25 protein-coding genes, 4 tRNA genes and 1 pseudogene are annotated in these 22,837 nt (G+C 63.2%); 20 read left to right on the top strand and 10 right to left on the bottom strand.

Translation table 11 applies throughout. The features are described 5' to 3' along the window. The first annotated feature begins 149 nt into the window (after positions 1-149). The 7 genes from IM701_RS07375 (at position 150) to IM701_RS07345 (ending at position 4,957) form a co-directional block, all read left to right on the top strand. Entirely contained in the window at positions 150-1,445 is a 1,296-nt protein-coding gene (locus IM701_RS07375) for a 3-methyl-2-oxobutanoate dehydrogenase (2-methylpropanoyl-transferring) subunit alpha (protein ID WP_230487834.1), read from the top strand. Further along, positions 1,442-2,497, top strand: coding sequence for an alpha-ketoacid dehydrogenase subunit beta (locus tag IM701_RS07370; RefSeq protein ID WP_039332271.1), 1,056 nt, complete (start codon positions 1,442-1,444; stop codon positions 2,495-2,497). Before IM701_RS07375 ends, IM701_RS07370 begins: the two co-directional genes overlap by 4 nt. A 4-nt stretch (positions 2,498-2,501) precedes the next feature. Continuing rightward, positions 2,502-3,842 carry a dihydrolipoamide acetyltransferase family protein gene (locus IM701_RS07365; RefSeq protein WP_193828233.1) on the top strand — a complete coding sequence of 447 codons (1,341 nt, stop codon included), beginning with the start codon at positions 2,502-2,504 and terminating at the stop codon, positions 3,840-3,842. A 29-nt stretch (positions 3,843-3,871) separates the two neighbouring features. Next, positions 3,872-4,444 (top strand): YdeI family protein, encoded by a 573-nt coding sequence (locus IM701_RS07360; RefSeq protein ID WP_193828232.1) that lies wholly within the window; start codon positions 3,872-3,874, stop codon positions 4,442-4,444. 103 nt (positions 4,445-4,547) lie between these two features. Further along, positions 4,548-4,624 (top strand) — tRNA-Asp (locus tag IM701_RS07355). Between the two features lie 138 nt (positions 4,625-4,762). Continuing rightward, positions 4,763-4,839 (top strand) — tRNA-Asp (locus IM701_RS07350). A 41-nt stretch (positions 4,840-4,880) separates the two neighbouring features. Then, a tRNA-Asp gene (locus tag IM701_RS07345) sits at positions 4,881-4,957 on the top strand. A gap of 53 nt (positions 4,958-5,010) precedes the next feature. Here the strand turns inward: IM701_RS07345 and IM701_RS07340 are convergent. From IM701_RS07340 to IM701_RS07320, 5 genes are all read right to left on the bottom strand, one after another. Further along, the gene (locus tag IM701_RS07340; protein ID WP_193828231.1) at positions 5,011-5,388 is read right to left on the bottom strand and encodes a limonene-1,2-epoxide hydrolase family protein; all 378 of its coding nucleotides are present in this window, start codon (positions 5,386-5,388) and stop codon (positions 5,011-5,013) included. A gap of 68 nt (positions 5,389-5,456) precedes the next feature. Next, positions 5,457-5,675, bottom strand: a complete 219-nt coding sequence (locus IM701_RS07335) for a DUF2842 domain-containing protein (protein WP_062348370.1) — start codon at positions 5,673-5,675, stop codon at positions 5,457-5,459. After that, on the bottom strand, positions 5,672-6,259 hold the full coding sequence (locus IM701_RS07330) for a 5-formyltetrahydrofolate cyclo-ligase (RefSeq protein ID WP_193828230.1): 588 nt from the start codon (positions 6,257-6,259) through the stop codon (positions 5,672-5,674). The genes IM701_RS07335 and IM701_RS07330 overlap by 4 nt, the downstream gene beginning before the upstream one ends. Positions 6,260-6,455: 196 nt before the next feature. After that, on the bottom strand, positions 6,456-6,809 hold the full coding sequence (locus tag IM701_RS07325; protein WP_193828229.1) for a cell division protein ZapA: 354 nt from the start codon (positions 6,807-6,809) through the stop codon (positions 6,456-6,458). Positions 6,810-6,847: 38 nt separating this feature from the next. Continuing rightward, positions 6,848-7,054, bottom strand: coding sequence for a hypothetical protein (locus IM701_RS07320; RefSeq protein WP_193828228.1), 207 nt, complete (start codon positions 7,052-7,054; stop codon positions 6,848-6,850). Positions 7,055-7,274: 220 nt separating this feature from the next. Here IM701_RS07320 and tkt point away from each other — a divergent pair, with 220 nt between their 5' ends. From tkt to IM701_RS07295, 5 genes are all read left to right on the top strand, one after another. Then, positions 7,275-9,242, top strand: a complete 1,968-nt coding sequence (gene tkt / locus IM701_RS07315) for a transketolase (protein WP_193828227.1) — start codon at positions 7,275-7,277, stop codon at positions 9,240-9,242. 21 nt (positions 9,243-9,263) lie between these two features. Beyond that, positions 9,264-10,271 carry a type I glyceraldehyde-3-phosphate dehydrogenase gene (gene gap, locus IM701_RS07310; protein ID WP_039332288.1) on the top strand — a complete coding sequence of 336 codons (1,008 nt, stop codon included), beginning with the start codon at positions 9,264-9,266 and terminating at the stop codon, positions 10,269-10,271. 12 nt (positions 10,272-10,283) lie between these two features. Beyond that, positions 10,284-10,754 (top strand): MOSC domain-containing protein, encoded by a 471-nt coding sequence (locus IM701_RS07305; protein WP_193828226.1) that lies wholly within the window; start codon positions 10,284-10,286, stop codon positions 10,752-10,754. Beyond that, on the top strand, positions 10,751-11,938 hold the full coding sequence (gene pgk, locus IM701_RS07300) for a phosphoglycerate kinase (RefSeq protein WP_193828225.1): 1,188 nt from the start codon (positions 10,751-10,753) through the stop codon (positions 11,936-11,938). Before IM701_RS07305 ends, pgk begins: the two co-directional genes overlap by 4 nt. 175 nt (positions 11,939-12,113) lie before the next feature. Continuing rightward, complete coding sequence (locus IM701_RS07295; RefSeq protein ID WP_193828224.1) at positions 12,114-13,019, top strand: fructose bisphosphate aldolase; 906 nt, start codon at positions 12,114-12,116, stop codon at positions 13,017-13,019. Positions 13,020-13,091: 72 nt separating this feature from the next. Here the strand turns inward: IM701_RS07295 and IM701_RS07290 are convergent, their stop codons facing one another. Then, positions 13,092-13,454, bottom strand: coding sequence for a hypothetical protein (locus tag IM701_RS07290; protein ID WP_193828223.1), 363 nt, complete (start codon positions 13,452-13,454; stop codon positions 13,092-13,094). 80 nt (positions 13,455-13,534) lie between these two features. Here IM701_RS07290 and thiE point away from each other — a divergent pair, with 80 nt between their 5' ends. From thiE to IM701_RS07275, 3 genes are all read left to right on the top strand, one after another. Further along, entirely contained in the window at positions 13,535-14,179 is a 645-nt protein-coding gene (gene thiE / locus IM701_RS07285) for a thiamine phosphate synthase (RefSeq protein WP_039332295.1), read from the top strand. A 55-nt stretch (positions 14,180-14,234) separates the two neighbouring features. Next, positions 14,235-15,407 carry a L,D-transpeptidase gene (locus IM701_RS07280; protein ID WP_062348393.1) on the top strand — a complete coding sequence of 391 codons (1,173 nt, stop codon included), beginning with the start codon at positions 14,235-14,237 and terminating at the stop codon, positions 15,405-15,407. 64 nt (positions 15,408-15,471) lie between these two features. Further along, positions 15,472-17,424, top strand: a complete 1,953-nt coding sequence (locus tag IM701_RS07275) for an OPT family oligopeptide transporter (protein ID WP_193828222.1) — start codon at positions 15,472-15,474, stop codon at positions 17,422-17,424. On the opposite strand, the gene IM701_RS07270 is transcribed toward IM701_RS07275, so the two are convergent. Then, positions 17,416-17,793 carry a hypothetical protein gene (locus IM701_RS07270; RefSeq protein WP_052242072.1) on the bottom strand — a complete coding sequence of 126 codons (378 nt, stop codon included), beginning with the start codon at positions 17,791-17,793 and terminating at the stop codon, positions 17,416-17,418. The two genes, IM701_RS07275 and IM701_RS07270, sit on opposite strands and share 9 nt — an antisense overlap. A 108-nt stretch (positions 17,794-17,901) precedes the next feature. On the opposite strand from IM701_RS07270, the gene efp reads away from it, so the two are divergent. The 5 genes from efp to IM701_RS07245 all read left to right on the top strand — a co-directional run bounded on the left by efp (position 17,902) and on the right by IM701_RS07245 (position 20,511). Next, positions 17,902-18,465, top strand: a complete 564-nt coding sequence (gene efp / locus IM701_RS07265) for an elongation factor P (RefSeq protein WP_039332301.1) — start codon at positions 17,902-17,904, stop codon at positions 18,463-18,465. Positions 18,466-18,468: 3 nt separating this feature from the next. Further along, positions 18,469-19,293 (top strand): inositol monophosphatase family protein, encoded by an 825-nt coding sequence (locus IM701_RS07260; protein ID WP_193828221.1) that lies wholly within the window; start codon positions 18,469-18,471, stop codon positions 19,291-19,293. 40 nt (positions 19,294-19,333) lie between these two features. Continuing rightward, positions 19,334-19,417, top strand: a tRNA-Leu gene (locus IM701_RS07255). Positions 19,418-19,513: 96 nt separating this feature from the next. Next, positions 19,514-20,128, top strand: a complete 615-nt coding sequence (locus IM701_RS07250; RefSeq protein WP_193828220.1) for a hypothetical protein — start codon at positions 19,514-19,516, stop codon at positions 20,126-20,128. 2 nt (positions 20,129-20,130) lie between these two features. Next, on the top strand, positions 20,131-20,511 hold the full coding sequence (locus IM701_RS07245; protein WP_193828219.1) for a hypothetical protein: 381 nt from the start codon (positions 20,131-20,133) through the stop codon (positions 20,509-20,511). 138 nt (positions 20,512-20,649) lie between these two features. Here the strand turns inward: IM701_RS07245 and istB are convergent, their stop codons facing one another. The 3 genes and pseudogenes from istB to IM701_RS07235 all read right to left on the bottom strand — a co-directional run bounded on the left by istB (position 20,650) and on the right by IM701_RS07235 (position 22,826). Continuing rightward, positions 20,650-21,300: an IS21-like element helper ATPase IstB gene (gene istB, locus IM701_RS21845; protein WP_305082411.1), complete on the bottom strand. Its 651-nt coding sequence runs from the start codon at positions 21,298-21,300 to the stop codon at positions 20,650-20,652. A gap of 24 nt (positions 21,301-21,324) precedes the next feature. Beyond that, positions 21,325-22,380 (bottom strand): annotated as a pseudogene (gene istA, locus IM701_RS07240) (IS21 family transposase); the annotation flags it as partial. Then, positions 22,368-22,826 (bottom strand): hypothetical protein, encoded by a 459-nt coding sequence (locus tag IM701_RS07235; RefSeq protein WP_193828218.1) that lies wholly within the window; start codon positions 22,824-22,826, stop codon positions 22,368-22,370. The gene IM701_RS07235 and the pseudogene istA, both read right to left, overlap by 13 nt. Between the last annotated feature and the right edge of the window lie 11 nt (positions 22,827-22,837).

Below are 22,837 nucleotides of genomic sequence, written 5' to 3'. Positions count from 1 at the left end.
AAAAGACGTTTTTCGATCCGCCGGACGGCGGAAGCGAGAAAAGCTCTGTGAAATAAAATAACAAGAGTATATAACTTTGCGTCTGTCATGCTTTTCCATATGGAAAGCGCGATTCGATGTGGGAGAGTTCGGATGCAGGTGTTCGCAGCATGAGCGGAAGCGTGCGCGGCAACATGGCGCCGTTGGCGCTGCATGTGCCGGAACCGAAGTTCCGGCCGGGCGACGAGGTCGAATATTCGCACCTCGAAATCCCGCCGGCCGGTGCGCAGCCGCGTCCTGACGAGCAGTGCACGGCAGCGGAAACGCAGGGGCTGTGTTTCGACCTGGTTCGCGTGCTGGGCGACGATCATCGCGCAGTCGGCCCATGGGATCCCAAGCTCGATGCGGAAACCTTGCGGCGGATGCTTCGCACCATGGCGCTCACCCGAGCCTTCGACGACCGCATGTATCGCGGCCAACGGCAAGGCAAGACCAGCTTCTACATGAAGTGTACCGGGGAGGAGGCAACCTCCGTTGCCCCGGCGATGGCTCTGGCCTCTGACGACATGGTCTTTCCGAGCTACCGCCAGCAGGGCATCCTGATTTCGCGCGGCTACCCGATCGTCGAGATGATCAATCAGATCTACTCGAACCGGGCGGACAAGCTTAAGGGGCGTCAGCTGCCGATCATGTATTCGGCGCGTGAGGCTTCGTTCTTCACGATCAGCGGCAACCTCGCCACGCAGTATCCACAAGCGGTGGGCTGGGCGATGGCCAGCGCGATCAAGGGTGACACCCGGATTGCGGCCACCTGGATCGGCGAGGGATCGACGGCAGAGGGGGACTTCCATTCAGCGATGACCTTCGCAACCGTCTACAACGCGCCGGTCATCTTCAATGTCGTCAACAACCAGTGGGCGATCTCGAGCTTTTCGGGATTTGCCGGCGCCGAGCGTACCACCTTTGCCGCTCGCGCCATCGGTTATGGCATGGCTGGGCTGCGGGTGGACGGCAACGACCCCCTGGCAGTCTATGCGGCCACCAAGTGGGCAGCAGACCGCGCTCGATCGAACGCCGGGTCCACGCTGATCGAGCACTTCACCTATCGCGCCGAGGGCCATTCGACCTCGGACGATCCTGGCCAGTATCGTTCGGCGCACGAGCGTGAGGAGTGGCCGCTTGGGGATCCGATCAATCGGCTCAAGCAGCATCTGATCGCGCTCGGCGAATGGTCCGACGAGCAGCACGCCGCGATGGATCGCGAACAGATGGACATGGTCAAGGCCGCGACCAAGGAAGCTGAAAAGAACGGCATCCTCGGCCATGGGCTGCATCACCCGTTCCATACCATGTTCGAAGACGTGTTCGAAGACTTGCCCTGGCACCTTCGGGAGCAGAGCGAGCAGGCAATTCACGAGCGTCGGGTCAAATGGCCAGAGTGGTCCGAGGAGGGGAAGCAGCCATGACCCACGAAGAATCGCCGGTCAGTCTCGCCGAGGCTCCGACCCGCCGTCTCAACATGATCGAGGCAATCAACGATGCGCTCGACATCATGATGGAGCGCGATCCCAACGTCGTCGTGATGGGAGAGGATGTCGGCTATTTTGGTGGCGTGTTCCGCGCCACCGCGGGCCTGCAGAAGAAGTACGGCAAGACCCGCGTGTTCGACACGCCGATCAGCGAGTGCGGGATCATTGGCGTGGCTGTCGGCATGGGCGCTTATGGCCTGCGCCCCGTGCCCGAGATCCAGTTTGCCGACTACATCTATCCGGGGCTCGACCAGTTGGTGTCGGAAGCGGCACGCTTGCGCTATCGTTCGGCCGGCGAGTTCATCGCGCCGATGACCGTGCGCTCGCCGTTCGGCGGCGGCATCTTCGGGGGGCAGACGCATAGCCAGAGCCCCGAGGCGCTGTTCACGCATGTCGCCGGCCTGAAGACGGTCGTGCCGAGCAACCCGCACGATGCAAAGGGCCTGCTGATCTCGGCGATCGAGGATAACGATCCGGTGATCTTCTTTGAACCGAAGCGCATCTATAACGGCCCGTTCAATGGCTACTATGACAAGCCGGTCGAGCCGTGGTCGAAGCATGCCGACAGCGCGGTGCCCGAAGGCTACTATTCGATTCCCCTGGGCAAGGCGCGCATCGTCCGTCCGGGCAACGCTTTCACGGTCCTGGCCTACGGCACCATGGTCCACGTGGCCGCCGCGGTTTGCGCGGAGAAGGGCGTTGATGCCGAGATCATCGACTTGCGCACCCTGGTTCCACTCGACATCGAGACGGTGGAAAAGTCGGTGGAAAAGACCGGCAAATGCCTGATCGTCCATGAAGCGACGCGCACTTCGGGCTTCGGTGCAGAACTCTCGGCTCTGGTTCAGGAGCGCTGCTTCTATCACCTCGAAGCCCCGATCGAGCGCGTGACGGGTTTTGACACCCCCTATCCACACAGCCTCGAATGGGCCTACTTCCCAGGCCCCGTCCGCATCGGCGAGGCCATCGACCGCCTGACGAAAGCCTGAAGCCATGGGAACCTATACATTCCGCCTGCCCGACATCGGCGAAGGTATCGCCGAGGCCGAGATCGTGGCCTGGCACGTCGCCGTGGGCGACATGGTCGAGGAAGATGGCCGCTTGGCCGACATGATGACCGACAAGGCAACGGTCGAAATGGAAAGCCCCGTGGCGGGCAAGGTCGTCTCGATCGCGGGCGAAGTCGGTGATGTGGTAGCGATTGGTTCGGCACTGGTTGTCATCGAGACGGAAGGGGAAGGGGAGGCGCAGGCGCCTGCTGCGGCGCCAGCCCCTGCGCCCGCGCCCAAGGCGGAAATCGTTGAAGAGCGCATCGAGGTCGAGACGTCGGACGCTGGCGACGCGGCGCGGGTTGAGGCAGCTGCACCGCCGCCACCTTCTCCACCGCCACCTCCGCTTGCCACGGCAGTGCCTAAGCCTGCTCCCGCGCAGGCGGTCGAGCAAGTTCGCCGCGGCTACGATGCCAAGGTCCTCGCGAGCCCGGCCGTCCGCCAGCGTGCGCGCGATCTCGGCATCGATCTGTCCGAAGTGCGCCCGTCCGAGGAAGGGCGCGTGCGCCATGCGGATCTCGATCAGTTCCTCGCCTACAATGCAACGGGGGGCTATCGCTCCGCCGGTCCGGAGCGTGGCGATGAGGTGATCAAGGTCATTGGTATGCGCCGCCGCATTGCCGAGAACATGGCGGCATCAAAGCGCCACATTCCGCACTTCTCCTATGTCGAAGAGTGCGACGTTACGGCACTTGAAGTGATGCGCGAACAGCTCAACAGCAGCCGCGGCGACAAGCCCAAGCTGACGATGCTGCCGCTGCTCATCACCGCGATCTGTCGTACCCTGCCGCAATTCCCGATGATCAATGCCCGCTACGATGACGAAGCTGGCGTGGTGACCCGTTACGGAGCGGTCCATCTCGGCATGGCGGCGCAAACGCCAGCGGGCCTGATGGTGCCGGTGATCCGCAATGCGCAGTCCCTCAACCTGTGGCAGCTTGCGCGCGAGATTGGCCGTCTTGCTGAAGCGGCGCGTAATGGCAGCGCCAAGTCGGATGAGCTTTCGGGCTCGACCCTCACCGTCACGTCGCTTGGACCCTTGGGCGGCGTGGCGACGACCCCGGTGATCAACCGGCCCGAAGTCGCCATCATCGGACCCAACCGGATAATCGAGCGGCCGATGTTCGTGCCCGACGGCATGGGTGGCGAGCGCATCGAGAAGCGCAAGCTGATGAACATCTCGATCAGCTGCGACCATCGCGTGGTCGACGGCCACGATGCCGCAAGCTTTGTCCAGGCAATCAAGAAGCTCATGGAAACGCCGGTGCTGCTACTGGCTGACTGATGTGATAGATGTGCGGATCGGAGGTGCCCATGCCGACGACCGATCCGCGCATCGATCAGCATATCGCGAATGCAGGAGCATTCGCTCGACCGGTTCTCGAGCATTTTCGGGCGCTGGTGCATCGCGAGGTGCCCGAATGCGTCGAAGCCATCAAGTGGGGCATGCCGCACTTCACGTTGGGCGGAAAGAACCTGGCAGGCATGGCGGCCTTCAAGGCCCATGTCTCGATCTTCTTCCATAACGACGAGGTAGCGGGCGGGACGGGTCCGTTTCGCAGGATCGCATCGCTCGAGAATTTCCCGGACGAGGCCACTGTTGTCGAACGACTGAACTCCGCCGTCGCCCGGCTTTCTGCGCCAAAGGCAAAGTTGCCGCGCGCTTCTCCCAAGCCAGTGCCGGAACTCCCCGAACCCTTCAGCGCCGCTCTGGCAGTCGCTGGGCATGCAGAGCGCTTTGCGGCAATGCCTCCCGGTCAGCGCCGGGAGTACATCGAATGGATCGTCGAGGCGAAGACCGAACCCACGCGGGACAAGCGCATTGCGCAGGCGGTTGAATGGATTGGCGAAGGCAAGAGCCGCAATTGGAAGTACCAGAATTGCTGAAGGCACAGGCAGCGAGAAGAAAATGTCGATCGAGGCCAAATGCTCGTGGTTGAGCGTTGACAGCCTGCAAAAGCTGCCATAGAGGCGGCGCTCCCAACGGCGAGCGGGTGTAGCTCAGTTGGTTAGAGTGCCGGCCTGTCACGCCGGAGGTCGCGGGTTCGAGCCCCGTCACTCGCGCCATTGGGATGATGAAGAAGGCGCCTCCGGGCGCCTTTTTCTTTGTGCGCCGCGTGGCGCTCCGTTGTGGAAAAATTCCCGCTTTCAAGCCCGTTGACAGCCCACACGGCCTGCCATAGAGGCGCGGCTTCCAAGAGGTACGCGGGTGTAGCTCAGTTGGTTAGAGTGCCGGCCTGTCACGCCGGAGGTCGCGGGTTCGAGCCCCGTCACTCGCGCCACCACTTGGGGAAGTGCCTTCGTGGCACTTTTTTGACGTTACGCGGGTGTAGCTCAGTTGGTTAGAGTGCCGGCCTGTCACGCCGGAGGTCGCGGGTTCGAGCCCCGTCACTCGCGCCACGTCAGATGCGATGCAAAGGGCGCCTCAGGGCGCCCTTTCGCGTTCAGAGCGCCTAACCCTTGAACGGCGCGGTGTCGAAGTAATCGCGCCACTTCGCGATCTTGCCGTCAAGCACCTCGAAAATACCCATTAGGCGCAGGGATACGAAAGTCTCGCCTGCAGCGTTGATCATGTGGTCAACTCGCTCGGTCAGGACCGTATTGCCGTTGGCAGCAATCGCCAGCATGTCGACCTTGATGCGCGCAATCCCCATGTCGTTTTCGAAGCCTGCAACCAGCGCAAGGCCTTGCTCGATGCCGATGGTGTGGGTCATCCCCACATTTTCGTAGTCGGTCTGCTCTGTGAAGTATTCCCGCACCGCAGCGGCAAATCCGCCGGGTTGCTCCCACATCGCGCAGAAGGCTTCGACGGTTTCAATTGGACCAGGCATGCCATTCTCCCCTTTGCGTTAGGCAAAAGGGTAAGGAATCGCGTTGCACTGTCCAGCAACCTTTGCGCTCAACCCCAGCGGCCGGTTTCCATCCAGATCAGGAAGCGCCGCAGCGGCAGGAGCCAGACGGTTCCAAGCACGATGTAGGCAAGGGTCTGCAGCAGGACGTGCCATTGCCCGATGACGCCGGACAAAGCAGCGACGCCCAACGCATAAACGATCAGGCCCAGGACCAGACCGAGAATGCCAATGGGCTTGCGCCAGGTCGGCTTGTAATCTTCCCTCACCTTTGGCGCTCCCACGGACCATAGATTCGCGTCGGCGTTACCACGGCATGCAGCGGGGCGTCATGCGCCTCGCGGGGCAGGTGCTCGACCAGCTGGCAGTCCCAGGCAAGGCCGATGGGAAGGGTGGACGGATGCGCTTCAAGCCAGCGGTCGTAATGACCGCCGCCCTGGCCCAGGCGCCCACCATCGGCGCTGAAAGCAACCAGGGGCACGAAAAGCACTTCGGGCACAACCTCTGCGGCATCCTCTGCTGGTTGGACTATGCCCTTCCACGGTCCGGGCGCGAGCAGTTCGTCCACCCACGGCGAACTCCACTCGCGAAACACCATCGGCGACGAGCGGTCGGCAAACCACGGCAGTGCGATCTTGTGACCGGCCTCATGCAGCACCTGCGCGTAGGCGGTTGCCGGTGCCTCTGCCGGGCCGGCGAGATAGATCCCGACGGTCGCTCCTTCCGGTACCATCGCCATGACGGGCGAGGGCGGCCGGCGGAACATCAGCGCCTTCACGCGGGCATCGAGCGCTGCGACGTGGGCATTGCGCCGCGCTCTAAATTCGGTGCGCAACGCATTCTTGGCTTCCACAAGGTGCTCCGGACAGAAAGGAGGGGTGACGGGCCCACCATGGGTCGTTTGCTCGGAAAATCCTCTGACGCCTCGACGTCAGGTGGGGACCGCTTGCCCGGGACCAGGATCCCAGACAGGGGCAGCCCCCTTGGATTGCTTATAGCCTCAGGGATGTTCATGCGGCTCGTGCCGGGCAGATCCCGTCACGACCTAGTTAGGCGCTGACCGGCCCTTGCTCAAGGGCGGCAGCGAGTTTTTCGATGCGTTCTGCCAATGCGTTGACGCGATCGACCATTGCAGGGTCGATTTCCGTGCTTTCGATCGAGGCGGGAGCAGGCGTTACCGGTTGTCCGGCATCAGGGGCAGGAGCGCCCTTGTGCGCTTCGTGCAGCTCGTCTGCCATCATCAATGCCGCGAACAGAAGCATCCGCGTCTCGCTTTGCTGGCCACCGATCTTGCGAGCACGTTCGTCGACCATGCGGCCGAGCATCTCGATATGGGCTTCCTCGCCGTCAGCGCAGGACACCGCGAAGTTGCGGCCGCCGATCGGTAGACTGACGTTGCTCATGCCAAAGGGCTCATGCCAAGGGGCTCATAATAGCGGGCTCATTTCGGAAGACCTGCCAGCAACAGATCAAGCTGTCGCAATTCCTGGGCGACCGTGTCCTTCAGGCGTCGATGACGAACCTTGAGCAGCGCCAGCTCTTCGCCCGCTGCAGCCCCTGTGGTTCCCTGTTGCGCGACCGCTCCTTCGACCCGCACGAGCGCCTGCTCAAGCCTGTCCAGAGCGGCGCCGAGTGCTTCCGTCGCCATGGCTTGGCACGCTAGCACAATCGCATGGACGCGCAACACCATGGCAGGACTGCGCCGGGGAAAGTCGGGCGCAGAAGCTCATATTGTGCATCTGCAATAAAGAAGCCGCCCTGCCAGCCTTGACCCTCGGCCCCATGGTGACCAAAGAGACCCCGCTCCGAATCACCGGATTCATGCGGCCACAGCCGTTCGGCCGCTCGCAGGGAAGGGCTTTTTCAGCATGACACGCGATTCCACCGCGCTGGCTCCCATGGCCAACGCGATCCGTGCGCTTGCCATGGACGCGGTTCAGGCAGCCAATTCCGGTCACCCCGGCATGCCCATGGGCATGGCCGACGTGGCGACGGTGCTGTGGACGCAGTTCCTGAAGCACGATCCTGCCGCGCCGAAGTGGTCCGACCGTGACCGCTTCATCCTGTCGGCCGGTCACGGCTCGATGCTGATCTATGCGCTCCTTCACCTGACGGGCTACGAAAGCCCGACGATGGAGGACATCCGCAAGTTCCGCCAGATCGACAGCGTCTGCGCCGGTCACCCCGAGAACTTCCTGATCCCGGGCGTCGAATGCACCACCGGCCCGCTGGGGCAGGGCCTTGCCATGGCCGTCGGCTTCGCGATGGCCGAGCGTCATCTCAACGCGCAGTTCGGTGATGACCTGGTTGACCACCACACCTGGGTTGTCGCCGGTGACGGGTGCCTCATGGAAGGCATCAACCACGAAGCCGTGGGCCTTGCCGGGACGCTCAAGCTCGGCCGCCTCAATGTCCTGTGGGACGACAACAAGATCACCATCGATGGCGACACGTCGCTGTCGACCACCGAAGACATCCTCGGACGCTACACTGCTTCAGGCTGGCACGTGACCTCGTGCGACGGTCATGACTTTGCCGACATCGCCCGCGCCCTTGCCGAAGCCAAGGCAGATCCGCGTCCGTCGCTGGTCGCCTGCCGTACGGTGATCGGCAAAGGTGCGCCCAACAAGCAGGGTGGCCACAACGTTCACGGCGCGCCGCTCGGCGCTGACGAAATCGCCGCCGCCCGCGAATATCTTGGTTGGACATCGGCGCCGTTCGAAATCCCGGCAGATATCCTTGCAAACTGGCGCACGTCGGCAGAGGCTGGCAAGGCCGCTCGCGCCGAGTGGGAAAAGCGCGCTGCAGCCAACCCGCAGTCCGCTGAACTCGCCCGCCGCATGGCAGGTGACCTTCCGGCCGATACAGGTTTCGATGCCTACATCCAGTCGCTGATCGCCACCCCGCCCAAGGTTGCGACCCGCAAGTCCAGCGAAATGGCGCTCGAGGCGTTCACTGCAAACGTGTCCGAGATGGTCGGTGGTTCGGCGGACCTTACCGGTTCGAACAACACCAAGACCAAATCGACCGCCCCGTTCACGCCCGAAAGCTACGACGGCCGCTATGTCTACTACGGCATTCGCGAGTTCGGCATGGCCGCCGCGATGAACGGCATGGCGCTGCACGGCGGAATCATTCCCTACGGCGGCACCTTCCTGGTGTTTTCCGACTATTGCCGCAACGCCGTGCGCATGTCGGCCCTGCAGCACGTTCGCGCGATCTACGTGTTCACCCACGATTCGATCGGCCTTGGCGAAGATGGCCCGACCCATCAGCCGGTCGAGCATGTCATGAGCCTGCGCATGATTCCGAACCTGCTGGTGTTCCGCCCGGCCGACGCCATCGAAACGGCGGAAGCGTGGGCCCTGGCGCTGGCCAACAAGGATCGCCCGTCGGTCCTCGCGCTGACCCGCCAGAACCTGCCGCCAGTCCGCTTCGACGCCGAAATGAAGAGTGCCAAGGGCGCCTATCGTCTCGTCTCGTCCTCGGCCGCACGCAAGGTCGTGCTGCTGGCAACCGGCTCCGAAGTCGAAGTGGCGATGAAGGTTGCTGCAGCTCTGGAAGAAAAGGGCCTCGGCGCCGACGTTGTCTCGGTTCCGTGCTGGGAACTGTTCGACGAACAGGACGCCGCCTACAAGGCAGACCTCCTGCCTGCCGACGCGCTCAAGGTCTCGATCGAGGCTGGCGTCACTCTTGGCTGGCAGAAGTATGTCGGTGATGGCCTGTCGATCGGCATCGATACCTTCGGCGCTTCGGCTCCGATCGACGCCCTCTATGATCACTTCGGCCTCACCGCCGAAAAGATTGTCCCGCAGATCCTCTCGCGGGTTTCGTAATTCAAACAGGAGATACCTGACATGGCGATCAAGGTTGCAATCAACGGTTTCGGACGCATCGGGCGCAATGTCGCCCGCGCCATCCTCGAACGGCCCGATTGCGGCCTTGAGCTGGTCTCGATCAACGACCTGGCCGATGCCAAGGCCAACGCCCTGCTGTTCAAGCGCGACAGCGTCCACGGCGCGTTCGCGGGCGACGTTTCGGTCGACGGCAACGATCTGATCGTCGATGGGAAGCGCATTCAGGTAACGGCCGAGAAGGACCCGGCCAACCTGCCTCACGCCGCCAACGGCATCGACATCGCGCTGGAATGCACCGGTTTCTTCACCGATCGTGCCGGCGGCCAGAAGCACCTCGATGCAGGCGCCAAGCGCGTGCTCATCTCGGCACCGGCCAAGGGTGTCGACCTGACCGTCGTCTATGGCGTGAACCACGACAAGCTGACCGGCGATCACCTGATCGTCTCGAACGCCTCGTGCACGACCAACTGCCTCGCGCCGATGGCCAAGGTCCTGCATGAATCGATCGGCATCGAGCGTGGCCTGATGACCACGATCCACTCGTACACCAACGACCAGAAGATTCTCGACCAGATCCACAAGGACCCGCGTCGTGCTCGTGCCGCTGCCATGAACATGATCCCGACCAGCACCGGCGCCGCCGTTGCCGTGGGTGAAGTTCTGCCCGATCTCAAGGGCAAGCTCGACGGTTCGTCGATCCGCGTCCCGACCCCGAACGTCTCGGTCGTTGACCTGACCTTCACGCCGAAGCGCGACACCACCGTCGAAGAAGTCAACGGGCTGCTCAAGGCCGCTGCCGAAGGTGCTCTGAAGGGCGTGCTAGGCTACACGGAAGAGCCGCTGGTCTCGATCGACTTCAACCACGATCCGCACTCGTCGACCATCGACAGCCTCGAGACCGCCGTGCTTGAAGGCAAGCTGGTTCGCGTCCTGTCGTGGTACGATAACGAGTGGGGCTTCTCCAACCGCATGCTCGACACCGCGGGCGCGATGGCGAAGTTCCTCTGAGGAACTGACGCGATGAGCGGGCGTCTCGGAGGCATTGCACGGCATGACCGGCCGCGCGGGCCTATCGAGACGCTCGATCACGTTTCCGTCACGCGCGAACTTGGTGTTCGCGGTGACCTGCGCGGGGCAATCCGTCCCGGCAAATCCGGTCGCAGGCAGGTCTCGCTGATCGAAGCCGAAAGCTGGGATGCCGCGCTGGCGGACCTCAAGCTGACCGCAGATCAAATGCTTCCCTGGCACGTGCGCCGAGCGAACCTGCTGGTCCATGGCATCCGCTTGCCCCGCGAGGCGGGGAAGGTCATCGCCATTGGCAAGAGCCTGCGGATCGAGACAACCTGCGAATGCGACCCGTGCAGCCGCATGGACCAAATACTGCCCGGCCTGAAACTTGCGCTGATGCCTGACTGGCGCGGCGGGGTGCTCGGCCGGGTGATCAGCGATGGCGAAATTGCCGTCGGCGACGAAGTGAGGATCGAGGAATGAGCTTCAAGACTCTGGACGATATCGGCGATCTGACCGGCAAGACCGTGCTGGTTCGCGAGGACCTCAACGTGCCGATGCAGGACGGCGTGGTGAGCGACGACACGCGCCTTCGCGCCACCGTTGCCACGCTGAACGAGCTATCGGACAAGGGCGCCAAGGTTCTGGTGCTGGCGCATTTCGGCCGTCCGAAGGGGCAGCCTTCGGAAGAATTCTCGCTGAAGAAGCTGGCAGAGCCATTGTCTCACGTGCTGGGCCGCCCGGTCAGCTACATCGACTGGGAAGGCGACAAGGCTGCGGTCGCGGCACTTGCGCCGGGGGCTATCGCGGTGCTTGAAAATACCCGCTTCTTCGGCGGCGAGGAGAAGAACGATCCGGCTGTGATCGAGCGCTTCGCCAGCCTCGGCGATATCTACGTCAACGATGCCTTCTCGGCTGCACACCGCGCCCACGCCTCGACCGAAGGCCTGGCCCACGTGCTGCCCGCTTACGCTGGTCGCGCCATGGAGGCCGAACTCAAGGCTCTGCAGAAGGCCTTGGGCGAGCCGGAACGTCCGGTCGCGGCCGTTGTCGGCGGTGCCAAGGTCTCGACCAAGCTCGACGTGCTCAAGCATCTTGTGACCAAGGTCGATCACCTGATCATCGGTGGTGGCATGGCCAATACCATCCTCGCCGTGCGCGGGGTCAATGTCGGCAAGTCGCTGTGCGAACACGACCTGACCAACACCGCCGAGCAAATCCTCGACAATGCCGACAAGGCGGGCTGCACTGTCCACCTGCCCTACGACGTGGTTGTGTCCAAGGAATTCGCGGCCAACCCAGCCAGCTTGCGTACCTGCAACGTCCATGAGGTTGCCGAGGATGAGATGATCCTCGACGTGGGGCCTGCCGCCGTCGAGGCTCTGGGCGACGCGTTGAAGACCTGCCGTACGCTGGTGTGGAACGGTCCGATGGGCGCGTTCGAGACCGAGCCGTTCGATGCGGCCACTGTCGCTCTGGCCAAGACGGCCGCTGCGCTGACAAAGGAAGGGTCGCTGGTTTCTGTTGCCGGTGGTGGAGACACTGTGGCCGCGCTCAACCACGCCGGTGTTGCCGCCGATTTCAGCTACATATCGACGGCCGGCGGTGCGTTCCTCGAATGGATGGAAGGCAAGGAACTGCCGGGCGTGGCAGCCCTCGAACGCTAAAAAATTCCGGAGCGCGTGTTGCACTGCGGCACGCGCTCCTTTATGGCGCATAACCGCATAGGTATGCGCCATTTCAGACGCTCTTGGATCTTCGGGAGCGTCTTTCAAAAGCGCTTTTACGCATAGGTATGCGGAGACGGAATTCCGCCGTTTCTGCAAGGAACAGGACCCGCTGATGAACACGACCGAAATGACCGCGAAGATGGCCTCCGGCAACGGCTTCATTGCCGCACTTGACCAGTCGGGCGGTTCGACGCCGAAGGCTCTCAAGGGCTATGGCATCGAAGAAGGCGCGTGGGCCTCGGAAGAGGAAATGTTCGGCCTGATCCACGAAATGCGCGCCCGCATCATTCGTTCGGATGCTTTTTCGGGTGAGAAGGTCATCGGCGCCATCCTGTTCGAGCGTACGATGGACGGCACGGTTGATGGCAAGTCCGTTCCGCAGGCGCTGATCGAAAAGGGCGTCGTGCCCTTCATCAAGATCGACAAGGGCCTCGAGGACGAGGCAAACGGCGTCCAGCTGATGAAGCCGATGCCGACACTTGACGACCTGCTGACCCGTTCGAAGGCTCTTGGCGTCTATGGCACCAAGGAACGCTCGGTCATCAACTCGGCCAATCGCGAAGGCATTGCTGCCGTGGTTGCGCAGCAGTTCGAAGTCGGCAAGCAGGTGCTCAGCCACGGCATGATGCCCATCATCGAGCCTGAGGTAAACATCAAGAGCGAGACCCGCGCCGAGTGCGACGCGATCCTGCTGGAAGAAATCCTCAAGAACCTCGATGCCCTGCCCGAAGGTACGCAGGTGATGCTCAAGCTGTCGCTGCCGATCGTGCCGTGCACGTTCGACCCGCTCGTCGCGCACCCCAAGGTGCTTCGCGTGGTGGCCCTGTCGGGCGGATACAAGCGTCCCGAAGCTTGCGTCGAGCTTGCCAAGAACACCGGCATCATCGCCAGCTTCAGCCGCGCCCTGCTTGAAGACTTGCGTCACCAGATGACCGACGCGGAATTCGACGCTTCGCTCGCTGCGGCAATCGACGAAATCTATACCGGCTCGACGCAGAAGACCCTCGTCGCCGCCTGATTACCGTTTGAGAGGACGGAAAGGCCACCCCGTCACCGGCACAGCCGGGGCGGGGTGTTTTATTCTGCGGTGTTATCGCGCGACGCTGAAGTGAAACAGGTAGTCCGATGGCTTCAGCTTCTTGCCAGCAAGACGGCCGGGCTCGACTGTATCGAGCATGATCCCGTCGATCGGCTCACCAAGAGTGAAGCGCCTGGTCTCAAACGTGCCGCCGCGCTGCAGGGTTGCTTCGACGATCACGCGGCCAGCCCAGACGCAACGCGCATTCATCGGACAACGGCTGTCTTCGATCAGCGAATCGACGCGGACCTTGTCGGCGCCGACGAGCGTTGTCTGGCCAACCATCGCGTTCCCATCGGTGCGTTCTGGTTTCGTGGTGGTGGCGCAGGCGGCAAGAGCAACCGCAGGGACAAGGGCAAGGAAGGCTTTGGTCATCCCCCGACAATGCTCCCGCCGGATGAACCGTTCCGGAACCGAAGTTGCAGCAGCGGCGGCTAACCGATAAGGCGCGCGCCATGGCAAAGCTTTCCTCCGAACTCTACCTGATCTCGCCCCTCGATGTTGCGGGCACTTTTCCTGACAGGCTCGTGCGCGCCCTTGATGCAGGGCCGGTGGCCGCATTCCAGTTCCGGGTGAAGGACGTGGACGAGCACGAGGCTGCGCGCCTTGCCGAGCCGCTCCAGCGCATCTGCGCGGACCGTGACGTGGCTTTCATCGTCAACGATTCGATCAGCCTGGCCAAGCGTCTCGGTGCCGACGGCGTGCATCTTGGGCAAGATGATGGTGACGTGAAGGACGCCCGCGACCGCCTAGGCCGTAATGCGCAGATTGGCGTTACCTGCCACGACAGCCGGCATCTCGCCATGGACGCGGGCGAGGCGGGGGCGGACTATGTTGCCTTCGGCGCCTTCTTTCCTTCCAGCACCAAGGACACCAAGCACGTCGCCGGACTCGACCTCCTCGAATGGTGGCAGTCGATCTTCGAGCTGCCGTGCGTTGCGATCGGAGGAATCACGCCCCAGAATTGCGCGCCGCTGATACAGGCCGGCGCTGACTTCCTGGCGGTCAGCAATGCGGTGTGGGGTGGCGACGAAGTGGCCAACGTGGCAGCTTTCTTCGACGCCATCCGGGCAAATCCGCGACTGAACGAGGATAGCTGACGGAACCGGCGGCAAGGGCAGGGGGTTCTGGAGAGGAAATGTCTCCGGAGCGCCAATGTCCCGTTTCAACCTAGCCGCGTCGTCCTTACTCGTACTGAGTGCCCTGAGCCTCAGCGCCTGCAATTCGAACAAGCCTGAACCAGCCCCGAGCGAGACGGTGGCAAGTACGCCTGCGTTCGCGGTTCCCATGGCGTCGAACGATCCTGCCCCGGGTCAGCCGCCACAACAGGAAGACGCGGCGCGTCCGGTCATGCAGGCGCAAGTAGTTTTGGAACGGCTCGGGTTCTCACCCGGCATCATCGACGGCAAGACCGGCCTATCGACGACAAATGCCGTGAGCGGTTTCCAGAAGGCAAACGACCTGCCTGTGACTGGCAAGTTCGATGATGCCACGATGAAGGCCCTGTCGCGCTGGTCGAATATTGCGGCAACACGCGTCGTCACGATTCCCGAAGAGTTCGCCGCAGGCCGCTATGCACCGCTGCCCAAGGACCCGGCGCAGCAGGCCAAGCTTTCGGAAATCGGCTACACATCGCTCGAGGAGAAGCTGGCCGAGCGCTTTCATACCACGCCAGAGGTGTTGCGGGGATTGAATCCCGCCCTGGCGCAAGAAGCAGCAGCGCGCGAAGCTTCAATGAAAGAGCGCCAGACTCGCAACCCGCCCACAGCCGACACACCCCCGGTCGAACCGTACCGCGCCGGAATGCAGCTTCGCGTGCCTAACACCGGTGGCGACCGCCTTGATCCCGGCATGGTCGATAACAAGGGCTGGCTTTCGACACTGGCCATGCTTGGCGTGAGCGACGCTCAGCCTGAAGCTGCGCGCATCGTCGTCAGCAAGTCCAAGGGGACTCTCGAAGCCTACGACAAGTCGGACAAGCTGGTGGCCGTCTTCACCGTGACAACCGGCTCTTCCCATGATCCACTGCCGCTCGGCGACTGGAAGATCAACGGAACGTCCTACAACCCCGAATTTTCTTACGACGCCAGCCTGTTCTGGGACGTGCCCGACAGCAAGGGCGAACATCTCCTTCCGCCCGGACCGAACGGCCCCGTGGGCGTTGTCTGGATCGACCTTTCCAAGGAGCACTACGGCATCCACGGCACCCCTGAGCCGCAGACCATCGGACGCGCTGAAAGCCACGGCTGCGTTCGTCTGACGAACTGGGACGCAGCCCGGCTCGCGCAGATGGTAACGGGTGCGACGAAGGTTTCGTTTGTAAGCTGATGCCGCTTCCCATGCGTGCTTCATCGTGCAAGACAGGCCACCTGTTACACCGGATGGAGCGGAAATGAGCGGCATGGTCCCAAGGGAACTGACACTTCGTGGCGTGGTGCTGGGCGCGATCCTGACGATCGTGTTCACGGCCGCCAACGTCTACCTTGGCTTGCGTATCGGCCTGACGTTCGCGACTTCAATCCCTGCGGCTGTGATCTCCATGGCTGTTCTGCGTGCGTTTTCGGGCGCAACCATCCAGGAGAACAACATCGTCCAGACGATTGCGAGTTCGGCGGGCACGCTATCGGCGATCGTGTTCGTACTCCCCGGCCTCGTCATGGTCGGTTGGTGGGCAGACTTTCCCTACTGGGAGTCGGTCGCAGTCATTGCCGTCGGCGGCATCCTCGGCGTGATGTACTCGGTGCCGCTGCGCCGAGCCTTGGTGACCGGGTCCGACCTTCCCTATCCCGAAGGCGTTGCCGCCGCTGAAGTTCTAAAGGTGGGGGCAGGGGTCGGTGGCGCGGAGGAGAACCGGAAGGGTCTTGCTGCAGTGACTGCAGGAGGGCTCCTCGCTGCGCTCTACCCGTTGCTCGCCAAGATGAAGCTGGCCGTCGAGGAAGTGGGCGGGGCGTTCAAGGTCGGAACCGGCGGCTCGATGTTGACCGGTGGACTGTCGCTCGCCCTGGTCGGCGTTGGCCACCTCGTTGGACTTGCCGTCGGTATCGCCATGCTCGTCGGTATTGTGATCAGCTTCGGCATTCTGCTTCCACAACTGACGGCAGGCGGGATTCCGGCCGGAACCGAACTGTCCGAATTCGTCGGCACGGTTTTCCGCCAGAAGATCCGCTTCATCGGCGCTGGCACGATCGGTGTCGCGGCGATCTGGACGCTGCTTCGCGTAATTGGACCGATCGTGAAGGGAGTGACTGCGGCCATCGCTGCCAACCGCGCCCGCAGCGGTGCCGGAATGGGCAGCCTTGACCTGACCGAGCGTGACATTCCCATCGGCATCGTGGGGGGAACCATCCTTGCGGCGATGATCCCGATTGCCCTGCTGCTGGCAGACTTCGCCACCGGAGGCCCCGTCGCGGCCGCGCTCGGGCTATCGCTGATCACATCTGTAGTCTACGTCCTCGTCGCCGGCATCATCATCGCCTCGGTCTGCGGTTACATGGCCGGCCTGATCGGCGCGTCGAACAGCCCGATTTCCGGCGTTGGAATCCTCGCCGCGCTTGGCATCTCGCTCCTTCTCCTTGGCCTGTTCGGACGAGGCCTGGGCGAGGATGACACCAAGGCGCTGGTCGCCTTCGCCCTGTTCGTCACCGCCATCGTGTTCGGCGTCGCGACGATCTCCAACGACAACCTGCAGGACCTCAAGACCGGCCAGCTCGTCGGCGCAACGCCGTGGCGTCAGCAGGTCGCTCTCGTGTTGGGCGTGCTGTTCGGGGCACTCGTGATCCCGCCGATCCTAGACCTGCTCAACTCAACCTTCGGCTTCCAGGGAGCGCCAGGCGCAGGCGAGAACGCGCTTTCGGCCCCGCAGGCGTCGCTGATCTCCGCCATTGCCCAAGGGGTGCTCGGCGGCAATCTTGACTGGAACCTTGTTGGCCTTGGCGCGGCCATCGGCGCCGGCGTGATCCTTGTCGACGAGATCCTGAAGCGCACCGGCAGTCGCTCGCTCCCGCCTCTCGCTGTCGGCATGGGCATGTATCTGCCAACTTCGGTCACGGCGATGGTGATCCTTGGCGCGGTACTTGGCCACCTTTACAATGGATGGGCCGCCCGCCAGTCCGCGCCCGAATTTGCCGAGCGCATGGGCGTCCTCACCGCCACCGGCCTGATCGTCGGTGACAGCCTGTTCAACATTGCCTACGCCGCAATCGTCGCGGCTACCGACAATCCCGATGCCCTGGCTGTGGTCGAGGACTTCCCGGGCGCGCTGCCATTCGGCGTGATCGCGTTCGGGAGCATCATCGCCTACGCCTACTGGCGCATGCGGCGTGACAGTGCCGTGGGATCAGCCTGAGGTAGAGAGGTTGACCGGCCCGGCATGAACGCAACGCAGGTTGAGTTGCGTATCGTCCGTGGCCAGTTCGCGCAGGATTTCCTCGCCGTCCATCTGGAAGCGGCGGCCGGCGAACACGCCGCTGGTGATCGTCACCCGGTCTGCCAGGCGCAGATAGGTGCCGCGCGATCCATCAGGTGCGATATAGCTCGAATCCGGGATCGTCTTGAACCCCAGTTCAGGCTTCTCGACCGGAAGCACCGCGGCATCGCCCGGCACTTCGCAAGTCCAGCCGCCCTTGGGCAGGACCATCAGCCTGCCGCCCGGCACCGCCTGGGCAACGCCAGCAAGACCGAGAACTCCGACTGCGAAAACAACCATGCGCTTCATGCTCGTTGCGCTAGCACGTGGCAGCAGCGTTGGGCAATCGCGCTTGAAGCTTTGGGCCCGAACCGCTAAGGGCCGCGCTTCCCTACTCACGGTAAGGCTCTTTCCATCATGAAGATCAGCGGCGTGGACATCCGTCCGGGCAATATCCTGGAATACGAAAAGGGCATCTGGAAGGTCGCCAAGACCCAGCATACCCAGCCCGGCAAGGGCGGCGCCTTCATGCAGGTCGAGATGAAGAACCTCATCGACGGCCGCAAGACCAACGTCCGCTTCCGCAGCGCCGACACTGTCGAGCGCGTCCGCCTCGACACCAAGGACTTCCAGTTCCTTTACGCCGAGGGCGAGGACCTGGTGTTCATGGACGTCGAGACCTACGACCAGATCAACCTGCCCAAGGATCTGCTCGGCGATGCCGCAGCGTTCCTGCAGGATGGCATGACCGTTCTTCTCGAAATGTATGACGAGCGCCCGATCTCGGTGCAGTTGCCGGAACAGGTCGAAGCCACCATCGTCGAAGCCGACGCCGTGGTGAAGGGCCAGACCGCCTCTTCGTCGTACAAGCCCGCCATCCTCGACAATGGCGTGCGTGTGATGGTGCCGCCGCACATCGAGAGCGGCACGCGCATCGTCGTCGACGTGTATGAGCGCAGCTACGTCGGCAAGGCGAACTGATCGATGGCAGCCATTTCCGGCCTGATGCGCGTGATGGAGCGCGCGGCGCGCAAGGCGGGTGGCCGCCTGCGCCGCGACTTCGGCGAGATCGAGCATCTTCAGGTCAGCAAGAAGGGCCCGGCGGACTTCGTCTCGAAGGCCGACCAGCACGCCGAACGCACGCTGTGGGATGAACTCCGCGCCGCACGTCCGGGCTGGGGCTTCCTGATGGAAGAAGGTGGTGAGATCGCCGGTGAGCCGGGCAAGCCGCGCTTCATCATCGATCCGCTCGACGGCACCAGCAATTTCCTCCATGGCATTCCGCATTTCGCGATCTCGATCGCCGTGCAGGAACCCACGCTGGACGGGAAGGGCTGGGGCGAAGTCACCGCAGCGCTCGTCTATCAGCCGATCACCGACGAAAGCTTCTGGGCCGAAAAGTCGCAAGGTGCATGGCTGCAGGACCGCCGGTTGCGCGTTTCGGCGCGCCGCCATCTCGACGAGGCGCTGATTGCCACTGGCATTCCGTTCTCCGGCCGGGGTGACATGGGTGAATGGATTCGCATCTACAGCGAGCTGGGCCCCCGCATTGCCGGTATCCGCCGTTTCGGCGTCGCCTCGCTCGACCTTGCCTGGGTCGCAGCGGGCCGCTTCGACGGATTCTGGGAATCCGGTCTCTATCCCTGGGATACGGCAGCAGGTTGCCTTCTCGTGCGCGAAGCCGGCGGTTTCGTGTCCGATTACAAGGGGCGCTTGCACCCGATCTGCGACGAGACGATTCTCGCCGGCAACGATGCGCTGCACTCGAAGCTCCACAAGCTTCTTGTTGGCGCACTCCGTAACGCTTGACGTTGCAGGACGGCGCTGGCTAAGGCCGGTGCCGTCCAGTGCCCCTGTGGCGGAATGGTAGACGCGAACGACTCAAAATCGTTTGTAGAAATACGTGCCCGTTCGAGTCGGGCCAGGGGCACCATTTCAAGCAAAAAGTGCTGAAAACGTGGAAAAGGGCAGAAATCCACGCCTTTCGGGCGCATCGGTAGTCCAACCGGTGGTTCAAAAGGAGCCCGAGATGAGGGTGAAGGTCCCCTATCTCCGCCATGACCCCAAGACGGGCATGTTGCGCTATCGGCGAGTATTCCCCGCCGAGCTCCGCCCGTTTCTTGTGGATAAGTATCGGGGGCTCACCGAGCTCAAGATCACCCTCAAGGCCCGTAGCATTCACGAGCCGAGTGCCCTGGCGCTCTACCAGGACACCGCCGCACTCTACGACCGACTGGTCGAACGAGCCCGCAAGGCAGCCGAGGGTCGCTTTGACGAGCTGACGGAAGAGCGCATCACATTCATCACCGAGGCCTACCGGGTCCTTGAGCTCGCGCAGGACGAGGCTGCCCGCTTTGACCCTACGGTGAAGACCAGCGGCGAGATGCTAACCAGGATCATGGAGGAAGGGGGCATCGACATCCCGCCCCACCGCCCCACGGCACGCTGGTCGCAGAGCTTCCGTGTTGCTCACGGCTGGGCTCTGGAATGCTACAGGGCTCTGAGCGCCGATGGGGACCTCGACGGCATCCTGGACGCCTGGGGCGAGCAAGCGTCTGCACTGGCAACGCGCCTGGGCTTCAACCTGGACGATCGCACCGCAGCCTTCCGCACGCTCTGCAGGCGCACGTCCTCCGGCTGGTAACGATGCGCCGCGTCGAAGGATACCGCCCACTCGTAGACGAAGTCACACCGCTCGGTGCCGATCGTCCGCACGCCGTGGCACGGCAGGAGAACGCCTTGGCGCATATCGACCAGCCCGAAGTCCTCCCCAGGCGTGAGGCCCGCTTGGTGGAGCTTGGAGAAGACGAGGTCTGCGTCGTGCATGGACATGGCCACCAGCACCGAAAGATCGCCATTGCTCCGTGCGGGCTGCACGGCAGCGTCAAAGGCCGCGCAGCCGCCTGGGAAGCGTTCGGCCACCCTGTCGCGGCGCACGACCACGGAAAAGAAGCTGGTGGGCAGGGCGGACAGGGTCATGGCGTCACCGCCGCTCTGGTGCGCTCGTTGCCCGCCTGGAGCCGGTAGTAGGGGGTGCGGCTCTCGATTGTCAGGTCGGCTGCGGATTTCAGAAGTTCTGGACAGCCGTTTCGCAAAATCGCGGACAAGCGTTTCGCTAAGTCCCGGACAGTTGGCGCGGTTCGCTCATGGGTGCCTTGTTGATTTTCACGCTGCGATGATTTCGGCTTTGTCCGGTTCGGTCAAGAGGGACGGCGTGCGGGTTTTGCGCATGCTGTCGCCGTCGAGTGTGATCCTGTGGGCATTGTGGACGAGGCGATCGAGGATGGCGTCGGCGATGGTCGGCTGACCGATCATTTCGTGCCACTGCGCGACCGGCAGCTGCGCGGTGATCAGCGTCGATTTCCGCTTGTAGCGCTCTTCGAAGATTTCCAGCAGGTCGCCACGCTGTTGTTCCGTCAGGCCATGGCTGCCCCAGTCGTCTAGTATCAGGAGCTGGACCCGTGTCAGCTTGTCGATCAGTCGAGGGAAGCGGCCGTCGAGCCGCGCCATGCCGAGGTCTTCGAACATGCGCGGCATACGAACGTAGAGAACCGAGTAGTCGAGCCGGGCGGCCTGGCGACCGAACGCACACCCCAACCAGGTTTTGCCCGTGCCGGTCGGGCCGGTGATGATGAGGTGCTCGTGCGCCTTGAGCCAGTCGCCCTGCGCTAGCGCGAGAACGCTGCGGCGGTCGAGCTTGCGATGTGCAGCAAAGTCGATGTTCTCGACGCACGCGTCGCTGAACCGAAGCCGCGCGGCGGCAAGCCGGTTAGCAAGCCGCTTGTCGCTACGCGTGGCCACTTCGCGATCGAGCATCAGCCCCAGCCATTCGTCGCGGCTCGCTGAGCGATAGCCCTGCTCGGGATGGCGTCGATCGGTCATCATCCGCTCGACCATGATGGTCACATTGGCGCCCATCCTGGCCGCGCGTTCGATCAGCGAGGCCGGCGTCTGGTCGGCGTAACGCTGGTGCGCCTTGGGCATGTGGGCGTTGACGGTGATGTGGAACCCGCGCTGCGAGTTGCGCACATGGCTGGCGATCCGCTTGTGATTGTGGAAGATCTCGACCACCCGCTGGGTCAACCGCACGTCGACCTTGCGACCGATCAGGCCATGCGGAACCGAGTAGAAGTTGCGGTCGACCGCGACGTGGTAATCGGGGTGGACCTTGGCGGTCTTCCATTCCGCGTACTCGAACCGTCCGACCGGGAGCGGCTTGAGCGCCACGCGCTCGATCTGCTCGAACATCTCACGGCGCGAGCGTCCAACATGCCGCATCGTCTTGCCGTTGATCAGTTCGAGCAGCCCGGCGATCTCGGCATTGAGTACGGCCAGGTCGAAGAACTGCCGATTGCGCAGCCGGGCAATGATCCACCTTTCCGCGATCAGGACTGCCCCCTCGACCTTGCCCTTGTCGCGCGGTTTGAACGGTCGTGTCGGCAGAATTGTCGTGTCGTAATGCTCTGCCATCGCGGCGAAGGTCGCGGTCAGGGTGGGCTCGAACCATAGTGCCTTGGCGACCCCCGCCTTCAGATTGTCGCAGACGATCGAAGCAGGAACGCCGCCAAAATACTCCAGCGCACGAACCTGACCCTCAATCCAGTCCGGCAACCGCTGGTACAAGCTTGCCGTCGCGAAGGTATAACTCGACGCTCCAAGCACGGCGACGAACAGCTGGGCCTCGTGGACCTCTCCGGTGGCAGGATCGATGAGCGGGATGGTCTGGCCTGCGTAATCGGTCTGCATCACCGCGCCGGCGGCATGGCGGTGCCGGTAGGTCGGGTTGGCGCGCTTCGCGTGCTGACCGAACTTGTCGCAGAACCAGGTGTAGCCGAAGCCGCCGGGGTGGGCCTCGCGATATTCCTGCCACAGCAGCAGAAGCGTCACGCCTTGACGTGCTCCAGGAGACTAGCCGCCACGAGGGCGTCTTTAGCGTCATTGAACGCGGTGCCCTTGATTGCCTTGCCGGTGTCCTTGTCCCTCTTGGTAGTCCTTGCCGCCCAGCGCCCCTGGTTCGTTGCCGCCAGAAGGTCCCCCAGGATTGCCCCGAGCGCCGTCCGCAGCTTTTGGACCGACGTGGGCTTCACGACACCCCCGACCGCTGTGGCGGCTTTCGCGGGGACCAGGACACGAGTGAGAAGGTCCTCCACCATCTCCTCAGCTTGAGGGGACGACGGGATGCCCTGGAGCATCATGACGTAGGCCCGATCGCGATACTGGCGGCGCTCAAGGTCGCTGAGGGTTTCCCAGGGTCTCCAGAAATCGGCAGGAGCCCCACCGAGCCCCTTTTCGGTGGCCTCAGGAGTGGCCGACAGCAGCTCTGGCTTAGTTGCTGAAATCACACATAAATCCC

The organism is Novosphingobium sp. ES2-1 (genome assembly GCF_015169775.1).
GTDB lineage: Bacteria > Pseudomonadota > Alphaproteobacteria > Sphingomonadales > Sphingomonadaceae > Novosphingobium > Novosphingobium subterraneum.
This window is presented reverse-complemented; position numbering and strand designations above follow the sequence as displayed.